This is a genomic window from Comamonas antarctica (assembly GCF_013363755.1).
Classification (GTDB): domain Bacteria; phylum Pseudomonadota; class Gammaproteobacteria; order Burkholderiales; family Burkholderiaceae_C; genus Comamonas; species Comamonas antarctica.
The window spans coordinates 1,909,767-1,921,925 of record NZ_CP054840.1; the positions used below are offsets into that span (position 1 = coordinate 1,909,767).

At 65.7% G+C, this 12,159-nt stretch carries 8 protein-coding genes; 3 read left to right on the forward strand and 5 right to left on the reverse strand.

All coding sequences use genetic code 11. From position 1 onward, the window contains the following. Positions 1–16: 16 nt before the first annotated feature. Positions 17–655 (reverse strand): response regulator transcription factor, encoded by a 639-nt coding sequence (locus tag HUK68_RS09120; protein WP_175503911.1) that lies wholly within the window; start codon positions 653–655, stop codon positions 17–19. Continuing rightward, positions 652–3,204, reverse strand: a complete 2,553-nt coding sequence (locus HUK68_RS09125) for a PAS domain-containing sensor histidine kinase (RefSeq protein ID WP_175503912.1) — start codon at positions 3,202–3,204, stop codon at positions 652–654. The genes HUK68_RS09120 and HUK68_RS09125 overlap by 4 nt, the downstream gene beginning before the upstream one ends. Before the next feature lie 272 nt (positions 3,205–3,476). On the opposite strand from HUK68_RS09125, the gene aceE reads away from it, so the two are divergent. From aceE to lpdA, 3 genes are read left to right on the forward strand one after another with little or no spacing between them, the layout of a single operon-like run. After that, positions 3,477–6,200, forward strand: a complete 2,724-nt coding sequence (gene aceE, locus HUK68_RS09130) for a pyruvate dehydrogenase (acetyl-transferring), homodimeric type (RefSeq protein ID WP_175503913.1) — start codon at positions 3,477–3,479, stop codon at positions 6,198–6,200. Positions 6,201–6,218: 18 nt separating this feature from the next. After that, the gene (aceF, locus tag HUK68_RS09135) at positions 6,219–7,988 is read left to right on the forward strand and encodes a dihydrolipoyllysine-residue acetyltransferase (RefSeq protein ID WP_175503914.1); all 1,770 of its coding nucleotides are present in this window, start codon (positions 6,219–6,221) and stop codon (positions 7,986–7,988) included. Between the two features lie 12 nt (positions 7,989–8,000). Further along, positions 8,001–9,890 carry a dihydrolipoyl dehydrogenase gene (gene lpdA, locus HUK68_RS09140; RefSeq protein ID WP_175503915.1) on the forward strand — a complete coding sequence of 630 codons (1,890 nt, stop codon included), beginning with the start codon at positions 8,001–8,003 and terminating at the stop codon, positions 9,888–9,890. A 59-nt stretch (positions 9,891–9,949) separates the two neighbouring features. Here the strand turns inward: lpdA and HUK68_RS09145 are convergent, their stop codons facing one another. From HUK68_RS09145 to HUK68_RS09155, 3 genes are all read right to left on the reverse strand, one after another. Continuing rightward, complete coding sequence (locus HUK68_RS09145) at positions 9,950–10,375, reverse strand: protealysin inhibitor emfourin (protein ID WP_175503916.1); 426 nt, start codon at positions 10,373–10,375, stop codon at positions 9,950–9,952. Further along, positions 10,375–11,406 carry a M4 family metallopeptidase gene (locus tag HUK68_RS09150; RefSeq protein ID WP_175503917.1) on the reverse strand — a complete coding sequence of 344 codons (1,032 nt, stop codon included), beginning with the start codon at positions 11,404–11,406 and terminating at the stop codon, positions 10,375–10,377. The genes HUK68_RS09145 and HUK68_RS09150 overlap by 1 nt, the downstream gene beginning before the upstream one ends. A gap of 200 nt (positions 11,407–11,606) precedes the next feature. After that, positions 11,607–12,104: an EVE domain-containing protein gene (locus tag HUK68_RS09155; protein ID WP_175503918.1), complete on the reverse strand. Its 498-nt coding sequence runs from the start codon at positions 12,102–12,104 to the stop codon at positions 11,607–11,609. Between the last annotated feature and the right edge of the window lie 55 nt (positions 12,105–12,159).

The following is a 12,159-nucleotide window of genomic DNA, read 5'->3' on the forward strand; positions in this document are numbered from 1 at the left end:
GGCGTGATTCTAGGGATCAGGCGGGGACCTTGCCTGTGGGTTGGTTTTGTCCGAGCGCGATCTTCAGCAGATCGGCCACCGTGTTGGCGTTGAGCTTTTCCATGATGTTGGCGCGGTGCGCCTCCACCGTCTTGATGCTGATGCCCAGGTCGTCGGCAATCTGCTTGTTCAGGCGGCCGGCGACGATGCGCTCGAGCACCTGCGCTTCGCGGCTGGTGAGCTTGGACAGCAGCGCGTCGCGGCTCGCGGCCTGCTGGTGGCCGGCAAAGGCTTCGCGGGCATGGTCCAGCATGCGCTCGACCAGCCCCAGCAGTTCTTCCTCATTGAACGGCTTCTGGATGAAATCCAGCGCGCCCTTCTTCATGGTGTTGACCGCCATCGGCACGTCGCCATGGCCCGTGATGAACACGATGGGCAGCGGCGACTTGCGCTCGATCAGCCGGTCTTGCAGCTCCAGGCCGGTCATGCCGCCCATGCGGATGTCGACAATCAGGCAGGCGACCTCGCGCGGGTCGTAGCGCGCGAGAAACGATTCGGCGGCATCGAAGCAGCGCACGCGATAGTCCTTGCCTTCGAGCAACCACTGCAAGGAATCACGGACGGCCTCGTCGTCGTCCACCACATACACAGTGCCTTTTTTCGGAATCAAACTCATGCAATCGTCCTCGGAGTGGTGAGTGTTGTCGCATCCACGGGAGCCGCGAGCGGCAGCCAGAAGGTGAAGCGGCAGCCTATGACATCGGAACCATTGTAGAGGTTCTCCGCGCGCATGCGTCCGTGGTGCGACTCGACGATGCTGCGGCACAGGTTCAGGCCCATGCCCATGCCTTCGCTCTTGGTGGTGAAAAACGCCTCGAACAGGCGGTCGAGCACCTCGGGCGGCAGTCCCTTTCCGGTGTCCTGCACGGTGAACTCCACCACCTGCTGGCCATCGATCTCGCGCGGCAGCACGCTCAGGTCCACGCTGCGCTGGTGCCCCGGGCGCTGCGAGTTCTCTATCGACTCGGCGCCGTTCTTCATCAGGTTGACCAGCACCTGCTCGATGAGGATGGTGTCGGCCATGACGGGCGGCAGGCGCTCGGCGACGCGGTAGGTCAGGCGCACGTTGTGCCGGCGCAGCTCGATGTCCGCCAGCTCCACCGCTTCGCCGACCATGTCCGCCACCTGCGCCAGCGTGCGGTTGGGTTCGCTGCGCTTCACGAAGGCGCGGATGCGCTGGATGATCTGCCCCGCGCGCTGCGCCTGGTGCGCGGTCTTTTGCAGCGCGGTGAGCAGCATCTCCTGGCTGAGCTGGCCGCTCTGGCTGCGCGAGATCATGCCGCTGCAGTAGTTGCTGATGGCGGTGAGCGGCTGGTTCAGTTCGTGCGCGACGCTCGAGGCCATCTCGCCCATGGTGATCAGCCGGCTGATGGATTGCGCATGCTCGGCCTGGCGCGCGGCCTGTTCCTGCGCCAGGCGCCTGGGCGTGATGTCGGTGGCAATGACCATCTGCGCGAGCCGGCCGTCGACCCAGCTGAGGTAGCGCGAGCGCACTTCCAGCCACTTGCCCAGTTCGGGCAGGAATATCTCGGCGTTCTCGCTGCGCGCGCTGGTCAGCGGGTCGGTGGGCAGGCCCATCAGCCCGTCCTCGTCGTCCATGCTGTCGGTATGGCGCGCGGGCAGCACGCCGGCTTGCGCCACCAACTGCAGATGGCCATCGGTCTGCGAGCCGAACCACTGGCGGTAGAGCTTGTTGGCAAACAGCAGTTCGGCGCTGCCCAGCGGCGCGACCGACACCGAGGCATCGAGTGCTTCGAGCACGATGGTGAAGCGCTCGTGCGAGGCGGACAGCTGTTCGCGGATGCGGTTGGGTTCGGTGATGTCGGTCATCGACGACATCCATCCGGTGTGCTGGCCATGGGCGTCGATCAGCGGCGAGACATACAGGCGCGCATCGAACTGGCTGCCGTTCTTGCGCTGCACGCGCACCTGGAAACCGCCGACGATGGTCTTGCCGCTGAGCTCGTCGCGCAGCTTCAGGCGCAGGCTGTCGTATTCGTTGCTGGGCCAGTAGCTGTAGGGCGGCAGCTGGCCGACGAGATCGCTCTCGCTCCAGCCCGTCATCTGGCAGAACGCGGCATTCACATAAGTGATGCGGCCTTCGAGGTCCAGCGCGCGCATGCCCGTGAGCACGGAGTTCTCCATGGCGCGGCGGAAATTGGTTTCGGCCACCAGCGCTTCCTGCGCGCGCAGGCGCCGGCGCGTGTGGCGCCAGGTCGCAAGCAGCAGCCAGGCCGTCATGACGCTGAGCGTGCCGACCAGCCAGAACAGGCTGTTGCCGACGAAGCCCAGCGAGGTGCGGTAGGCCTGGGCGCGCAGCACCAGCCCGCTGCCCACCGGCGACACCGGCACCTCATATTCATTGGCACGGTCGCGCCACCAGCGCCAGGCGTTGCTCGCGGCACGCTCGGGCAATGCGGTGCCGGCGAGCAGCCTGCCGCTGCCGTCGAGCATGGTCACGGCATAGCGCGCCAGCACTTCGGTGGGCGTGCCGTAGCGCAGCAGGCTGTCCACCGAGTACTCGCCCAGCACCACGCCGCCGAAGCCGCCGGTGCTGTTGAGCGGCACCTGCAGCTGCAGCAGCGGCGTGGGCTCGCCAGGCACGGACGGAGACTGCGCATACACCGGCTGCTGCAGGTCCTGCACCAGCGCAAAGGTCTTCGCCGTGTCGCCGGGCCTGAGTTTCTCCCCGACGATGCGCAACTGCTCGCTGTGCACCGTGGGGGCGGAATGGCTGGCGCGGATGCGCTGCTGCTCGTCGATCCAGGTGATCGACTGCAGCTCGGGATACTGGGTGATCAGCGCCTCGCTGCGGCGCGCGAAATCGCCCTTGTTCATTTCCTGGTTGGCAATGTCGCGCGCCACGCGCATCAACTGCTCCTGGCGCTCGAGCAAGCGCAGGCGCACGCGCTGCTGCGCATATTCGACGTCGCGGCGCAGCGCTTCCTGTTCGCGCTCGACTTCCTCCACGCGCAGATACCAGAACGCCACCACGATGGCCGCGAGAAACATCATCACGGCCGCCACCGGCGCGAGCGCCGCGAAACGGTCCTGCCGGGTGGGCGACAGGCTGCGCCACCAGCTGCGCCACCAGCGCACGGGAGCGGCCACGAGGGTGTCTGACAAGGGGTTGCCGGCAACGGGCTTGGCGGGGGTCGGATCCATGGCCCGAGTGTAGAGGAGCCGGGCGCGGTTTTCGTGTTGTGGTGGCGCATGCGCCTTTGTGCGATTGCAGCAAAATTTCACATCATGAAAATGAAAAGCATCATTTGAAATCTTCGGAAAGTGTGCGAAACTCCGTCCAAATTCACTCAGTGACGGCCGGTTTGCGGCCGTTTGCGCACGGCAGCTGGTTGAGCATTTGGCAGGGTCGTTCCTGCACGATGACAATGGGCCCAACGCGCACTGTTCGTTTACAGCCTATTGCAGGAGACACCATGACAGCTCAGACCGACCCCCAGGCCGGCGCCGGCGCCACCCAAGTGGCCAGCACCGATCAGCAAGAAACCCGCGAATGGATGGACGCGCTGTCCGCCGTGATCGACCGCGAAGGTGCGCAGTACGCCCATGCGCTGCTCGAGGAACTGCTGGAACATGCGCGCCAGAACAGCGTCGACCGTCCCTTCTCGGCCAACACCGGCTACGTCAACACGCTCGAGACTTCGCAGGAGGCGCGCTGCCCCGGCAACCTCGAGATCGAAGGCCGTCTGCGCGCCTACATGCGCTGGAACGCGATGGCCATGGTGGTCAAGGCCAACCGCATCCACCCGCCCGAAGGCGGTGATCTGGGCGGCCACATCGGCTCGTTTGCCTCGCTGGCCAACATGTTCGGCGCGGGCTTCAACCACTTCTGGCATGCCGAGAGCGAAAACCACGGCGGCGACTGCCTCTACATCCAGGGCCACGTCTCGCCCGGCATCTATGCGCGCGCCTACCTCGAAGGCCGCATCTCCGAAGAGCAGCTGCTGAACTTCCGCCAGGAAGTCGACGGCAAGGGCCTGTCGAGCTATCCGCACCCCAAGCTGATGCCCGAGTTCTGGCAGTTCCCCACGGTGTCCATGGGCCTGGGCCCGCTGATGGCCATCTACCAGGCACGCTTTCTCAAGTACCTGCACGCGCGCGGCATTGCCAACACCGAGAACCGCAAGGTCTGGGTGTTCTGCGGCGATGGTGAAATGGACGAAGTCGAATCGCTGGGCGCGATCTCGCTGGCCGCGCGCGAAAAGCTCGACAACCTGATCTTCGTCATCAACTGCAACCTGCAGCGCCTCGATGGCCCGGTGCGCGGCAACGGCAAGATCATCCAGGAACTCGAAGGCGAGTTCCGCGGCTCGGGCTGGAACGTCATCAAGCTGATCTGGGGCAAGGGTTGGGACGAGCTGCTGGCCAAGGACAAGGACGGCGTGCTGCGCAAGATCATGATGGAATGCAACGACGGTGACTACCAGTCGTTCAAGGCCAACGACGGCGCCTACGTGCGCAAGCACTTCTTCGGCCGCGACCCACGCGCGCTGAAGATGGTCGAGCACATGAGCGACGACGAGATCTGGAACCTGCGACGCGGCGGCCATGATTCACAGAAGGTCTACGCCGCGTTCCACGCCGCCAATGAGCACAAGGGCCAGCCCACGGTGCTGCTGGTGAAGACCGTCAAGGGCTTCGGCATGGGCAAGATCGGTGAAGGCAAGAACACCGTGCACCAGACCAAGAAGCTCGGCGACGAGGACATCAAGGCCTTCCGCGACCGCTTCAACATTCCGATCCCCGACAGCCAGATCGCCGAGCTGCCGTTCTACAAGCCAGCCGACGACACGCCGGAGATGAAGTACCTGCACGAGCGCCGCCAGGCGCTGGGCGGCTACCTGCCGCACCGCCGCGTCAAGGCCGACGAGCAGTTCACCGCGCCCGCGCTGGAGACCTTCAAGGCCATCCTCGAGCCCACGCCCGAAGGCCGTGAAATCTCGACGACCCAGGCCTACGTCCGCTTCCTGACGCAGCTGCTGCGCGACAAGGAGATCGGCCCGCGCGTCGTGCCCATCCTGGTGGACGAGGCGCGGACCTTCGGCATGGAAGGCCTGTTCCGCCAGATCGGCATCTACAACCCCGCAGGCCAGCAGTACACCCCGGTCGACAAAGACCAGGTCATGTACTACAAGGAAGACAAGGCCGGCCAGATCCTGCAGGAAGGCATCAACGAAGCCGGCGGCATGTCCAGCTGGATCGCCGCCGCCACGAGCTACAGCACCAGCAACCGGATCATGATCCCGTTCTACGTGTACTACTCGATGTTCGGTTTCCAGCGCGTCGGCGACCTGGCCTGGGCGGCCGGCGACATGCAGGCGCGCGGCTTCCTGCTGGGCGGCACTTCGGGCCGCACCACGCTCAACGGCGAAGGCCTGCAGCATGAAGACGGCCACAGCCACATCCTGGCCAACACGGTGCCCAACTGCATCAGCTACGACCCGACGTTCGCGCACGAAGTGGCGGTGATCATGCAGGAAGGCCTGCGCCGCATGGTGCAGGAGCAGGAAAACGTCTTCTACTACCTGACGCTGCTCAACGAGAACTACGCGATGCCCGGCCTCACGCCCGGCACCGAAGAGCAGATCATCAAGGGCATGTACCAGTGCAAGCCCGGCATCAAGGTGCCGGCGACGGGCCTGCGCGTGCAGCTGCTGGGTTCGGGCACCATCCTGCGCGAATCGCTGTCGGCCCAGGAGCTGCTGCTCAGCGACTGGGGCGTTGCCGCCGACGTCTGGAGCTGCCCGAGCTTCAACGAACTCACGCGCGACGGCCAGGACGTGGACCGCTGGAATCTGCTGCACCCCCTGGAGACGGCACGCCAGTCGTTCGTCACGCAGCAGCTGGCCAACACCACCGGCCCGGTCATTGCATCGACCGACTACATGAAGGCATACGCCGAGCAGATCCGCGCCTACATCCCCAAGGGCCGCATCTACAAGGTGCTGGGCACCGATGGTTTCGGCCGTTCGGACTTCCGCCGCAAGCTGCGCGAGCACTTCGAGATCGACCGCCACTACATCGTGGTCGCGGCGCTGCGCGGCCTGGCCGACGCGGGCCAGCTGCCCATGACCAAGGTCGCCGAGGCGATTGCCAAGTACGGCATCCAGGTCGACAAGATCAATCCGCTGTACGCCTAAGAAATCCGGGAGACGAATATGGCAATGGTAGAGATTCAAATTCCGGACATCGGTGATTTCGACGAGGTGTCGGTGATCGAGGTGCTGGTCCAGGCCGGCGACACCATCAAGGCCGAGCAGTCGCTGCTCACCGTCGAGTCCGACAAGGCGTCGATGGAAATTCCGTCGAGCCACGCCGGCGTGCTCAAGGAACTGCGCGTGGCGCTGGGCGACAAGGTCAAGCAGGGTTCGGTGATTGCGGTGATTGAAACCGCGGCTTCGGCACCGGCGGCTCCGGCGCCTGCGCCCGCAGCGGCGCCAGCCGAGCAGGCTGCGCCGGCACCAGCACCAGCACCCGCTCCGACTCCGGCTCCAGCTCCAGCTCCAGCTCCAGCTCCAGCTCCGGCTCCGGCCGCTGCTGCGCCCGCACCGGCAGCTGCAGAACCTGCACCGGCTGCCGCAGGCGGCAAGAGCGTTCCCTTGAAGGTGCCGGATATCGGCGACTTCAAGGATGTGGCCGTGACCGAGATCCTGGTCAAGGCCGGCGATACCGTCACGGCCGAGCAGTCGCTGTTCACGGTCGAGTCCGACAAGGCCTCGATGGAGATTCCATCGCCCGCGGCCGGCGTGATCAAGGCGCTGACGCTCAAGGTCGGCGACAAGGTCAATATCGGTGATGTGGTCGGTGAGCTCGAAGGCGAGGGCGCTCCCGCCCCGGCCGCAGCGCCCGCGGCAGCGGCTGCGCCCGCAGCCGCTGCCCAAGCCGAGGCTCCGGCCCCGGCTGCCGCTGCGCCCCAGGCCGCGGCCCCGGCTGCTGCGCCTGCGGCTGCAACGCCCGCCCACAACCCCACGGTCGCGCCCACGGGCAAGCTGCCCCATGCCTCGCCATCGGTGCGCAAGTTCGCGCGCGAGCTGGGCGTGCCGCTCGAGGAAGTCACCGGTTCGGCGCAAAAGGGCCGCATCACCCAGGCCGACGTGCTGGCATTCACCAAGCAGGTGATGTCTGGCGCGGTGCAGACCAAGGCTCAGGGCGCGGCTGCGCCCAAGGCCGCGGCGGCTGCCGGCGGCGGCGCGGGCCTGGACCTGCTGCCCTGGCCCAAGGTCGACTTCGCGAAGTTCGGCCCGGTCGAGCGCAAGGACCTGTCGCGCATCAAGAAGATCAGCGGCGCGAACCTGCACCGCAACTGGGTCATGATCCCGCACGTCACCAACAATGACGAAGCCGACATCACCGAACTCGAAGCCTTCCGCGTGTCGACCAACAAGGAAAACGAAAAGAGCGGCGTCAAGGTGACGATGCTGGCTTTCGTGATCAAGGCAGTGGTCGCGGCGCTGAAGAAGTTCCCCGAGTTCAACGCCAGCCTCGACGGCGACACGCTGGTCTACAAGCAGTACTTCAACATCGGCTTCGCGGCGGACACGCCCAACGGCCTGGTGGTGCCGGTGCTCAAGGATGCCGACAAGAAGGGCATCATGCAGATCAGCCAGGAAATGGGCGAGCTCGCCAAGAAGGCGCGCGACGGCAAGCTGGGCGCGGGCGACATGCAGGGCGGGTGCTTCTCGATCTCGTCGCTGGGCGGCATTGGCGGCACGCATTTCACGCCCATCGTGAATGCGCCCGAGGTCGCTATCCTGGGCCTGTCCAAGAGCGCGATGAAGCCGGTCTGGGACGGCAAGCAGTTCGTGCCGCGCCTGCAGCTGCCGCTGTCGCTGTCGTACGACCACCGCGTGATCGACGGCGCGCTGGCCGCGCGTTTCAATGCCTATCTGGGCCAGCTGCTGGCGGACTACCGCCGCATCGTGCTGTAAGGAGTGATGCAGATGGCCATCATTGATATCAAGGTGCCCGACATCGGCGACTTCGACAGCGTCGGCGTCATCGAGCTGCTGGTGCAGCCCGGCGACACAGTTGCCGTGGACCAGAGCCTGATCACCGTCGAATCCGACAAGGCATCGATGGAAATCCCGTCGTCGCATGCGGGCGTGATCAAGGAACTGCGCGTGAAGATCGGCGACCAGGTTGCCCAGGGCAGCGTGGTGCTGACGCTCGAAGCGCAGGGCGCGGACCAGGCTTCGGCCCCCGCTGCCGCGCCCGCCGCGTCAACGCCTGCGCCGGCCCCTGCCGCCGGTGCGCCTGCACCCGCGCCAGCAGTGGCGCTGCCAACGCCTGCGGCCAACGCCGAACCCGCCGTGGCCGCTCCCGTGCCGCAGCAATATGCTGGCGCAGCCGCCGATCTCGAGTGCGATGTCGTCGTGCTCGGCGGCGGGCCGGGCGGCTACTCGGCCGCGTTCCGCGCCGCCGATCTGGGCCTCAAGGTCGTGCTCGTCGAGCGCTACGCGACGCTGGGCGGCGTATGCCTGAACGTGGGCTGCATTCCGTCGAAGGCGCTGCTGCACGTGGCTGCCGTCATGGATGAAGTCAAGCACCTGTCGGCCGTGGGCGTGGAATTCGGCGCGCCCCAGGTCAACATCGACACGCTGCGCGGCCACAAGCAAAAGGTCATCGGCAAGCTGACCGGCGGCCTGGCGCAGATGGCGAAGATGCGCAAGGTCACGGTGCTGCGCGGCTACGGCCAGTTCGCCGGCAGCCACCATCTGTCGGTGGAACTCACGCAGGGCGAAGGCACCGAGCGCAGCGGCGCCACGCAGGTCGTGCAGTTCAAGAACGCGATCATTGCCGCGGGCTCGCAGGCCGTGCGCCTGCCGTTCATGCCCGATGATCCGCGCGTGGTCGATTCCACGGGCGCGCTGGCGCTCCAGGGTGTTCCGAAGCGCATGCTGATCCTGGGCGGTGGCATCATCGGCCTCGAAATGGGCACCGTGTACTCGACGCTGGGCGCACGCCTGGATGTGGTCGAGATGATGGATGGCCTGATGCAGGGCGCCGACCGCGACCTGGTCAAGATCTGGCAGAAGATGAACGCGCCGCGTTTCGACAACATCATGCTCAAGACCAAGACCGTGGGTGCCGAGGCCACGCCCGACGGCATCAAGGTCACGTTCGCGGCCGCCGAAGACGGCGGCACGGCACCCGAGCCGCAGACCTATGACCTGGTGCTGCAGGCCGTGGGCCGCACGCCCAACGGCAAGAAGATCGCGGCCGAAGCGGCTGGCGTGGCCGTGACCGACCGCGGCTTCATTCCCGTCGACATCCAGATGCGCACCAGCGCGCCGCATATCTTTGCGATTGGCGACATCGTCGGCCAGCCGATGCTGGCGCACAAGGCGGTGCACGAAGCGCATGTCGCCGCCGAAGTCATCGCCGGTGAAATCCAGGGCAACAAGGAACTGGCGGCAGCCGCGTTCAATGCGCGCGTGATTCCCAGCGTGGCCTACACCGACCCCGAAGTCGCATGGGTGGGCCTGACCGAAGACCAGGCCAAGGCGCAGGGCATCAAGGTGAAAAAGGGCTTGTTCCCCTGGGCGGCTTCGGGCCGCGCGATTGCCAACGGCCGCGACGAAGGCGTGACCAAGCTGCTGTTCGATGATTCGCCCGAGGCCCACGGCCACGGCCGCATCCTGGGCGGCGGCATGGTCGGCACGCATGCGGGCGACATGATCGGCGAGATCGCGCTGGCCATCGAGATGGGCGCCGATGCCGTGGATATCGGCAAGACCATCCATCCGCATCCGACGCTGGGCGAGAGCATCGGCATGGCCGCCGAAGTCGCCCACGGCAGCTGCACCGACGTGCCTCCAGCGAAGAAATAGGCCGCCAGATCAAGCTGCAATGCCGACCGCGCAAGTCCTTTGGGGCCTGCGCGGTTTTTTCATGGCTTGTCGTATGCGCCGGTCTTGGGCGGTGCATGCGTTGGCGGCTTGTCCTTGGGCGGGGAAGGGCCCGGATCCGGGTGCGGCGGAGCAGGTTCGCGCGGCAGCAGTTCGTCGTGCAACGCATCGCGCAGGACTTCGGGCACCATGCTTTCTGCCACGACCACGGTCTGCGGACCGCAATCGCTTTGCCGCGTCAAATGGTAGCGGAACGCATCGCGCACCCAGGTCGGCGCTTCGCTCGGAGACAGGAAGATCTCGCGCAACAGCGCCTGGTCGGCGGCACTCAGATCCTGCGCCATGAAATACCCGCGGCTGCGGATGCGCGAACCCGGCATGCCATAGCCTGCGAGGCCGCCATAGCGCTCGATGTCGATGCGGCCCCAGCCAGAGACCGGGCTCGACGAAAGGGGAGTGAACTGCATTACAGCCCCACTTTTTTCCAGCCCTCATCCACGGCGGATTCGGCGGCCGATTTCTTGCCGTACAGCGTGGCCGCTGCTTCGCGGGTCTTGGCGGCAAACTCCGACATGCTCATGCGCGGCATCATGCCCGCCGTGGTCATGGCGTGGTACCAGATCTTGCCTATGGTTTCCCAGCTGTAGCCGCCGACTTGCTTGCAGGCGGTGCAAAACGCCAGATTGGGCGGTCCGCTGGTATTGTGCGGGTCCTCGCCGGGCTTGAGTTGCGCGTGCTGGGTGGGCTGGGGCGCGAGGCAGTGCTTGCCATCGGGTTCGGACAGGTCGCGCAGGCAGGTATAGCCGCGCTCGCGCGTCGCCGGACCGAGGATGTCATGGCCGATCAGCCAGTCGGCGCTGGCTGCGTCCTGCTTCTTGCGCCACTGGCGAAACATCGATCCGAAGCAGTCGGAGAGGCTCTCATTGAGGCCGCCGGGTTCGGCGTCGTACTCGAGTTGCAACGTGTATTGCGTGATGCCATGGGCCAGTTCGTGCCCGATGACATCGGTGCCCAGCGTGAAGTCGAAAAACAGTTCGCCGTCGCCGTCGCCATAGACCATCTGCAGCCCGTTCCACATCGCGTTGTTGTACTTTTTGCCGTAATGTACCGACGACATCAGCGTCATGCCGGCCCCGTCGATGGAATTGAGCTTGAACTCCTTGCGCAGAAAGGTCGCCATGCGGTCGGTTTCATCATAGGTGCGCTGAACCGACCGATCTTCGGATTTCCCCGCATTGTTGACCTGCAGTCCGGGCAGGCTCTGGGTCTGGCGGCAATCGAACACCGTCACCTCGGGATTTTCGGTGAGGGTCGCGAGCTGGTGACTCTCCAGCAAGAAACCGGCAAGCTTTCTGGTCTGCTGGCGGATATCACGGAAGTGCTGGCTCAGGCGCGCGGAATAGGCCGCGCGCTCGCACTGCTCCTTGGACAGTTTCGGGTCGCAGCCCAGGCGCTTGAGCACTTCGTCTGGAATGAGCTGACAGTGGCATCGGTACATGGCGCAAACTCCCATGAGCGGGCGGTGGTGCCACGCACTCCAGCGCAGGCGGCGGACTGCGCCAGCCTGCCGCAAGCGTGCAAGACACCCAGCCCTCGGCGCTGGCGCGAAATGCGCTCTGTCAGCCGTTAATCCATGGTAGATGTGGCTTGTCCAACACCCTGCGCGAGACCTTGCCGGCGCGGATGGCTTGGCGCGCATCACGGCGCGTCTTGTAGCAGCGTGCCACACAGGTGTTGCCACTCCTCGGGGGTGACTTCGGTGATCGACAGGCGATTGCCTTTTTGCAACACCTGCATGCGGCTCAGCTGGGGATCGGCGCGCAGCGTGGCCATATCGACTGGACGGGTCTTGCGCAGGGCCTTGACGTCGACCAGCAGCCAGCGCGGCTTGTCCGGTGTGGCGCGCGGATCGAAGTACGGACTGGCGGGATCGAACTGTGTCGGGTCGACGCGCGCTGCGCTGGCGATGCAAGCCAGGCCGTAGATGCCGGGTAGCGCACAGCCCGAATGCCAGTAGAGCACGCCGTCACCGACCTGCATGCGGTCGCGCATGAAATTGCGAGCCTGGTAATTGCGCACGCCGCTCCAGGCGAGGGTGGCATCCGGTGCAGCCAGGGCGTGGTCGATGGACTCGGTGTCCGGCTCGTTCTTCATGAGCCAGTAGCGGCGCGGGGCGCAGGTCTGGGGAGCTGTCATCGCTGCATTGTGGCAAAGACCGCGCAGCCCACGCGCAGGCGTCAGGTTAAGCCAA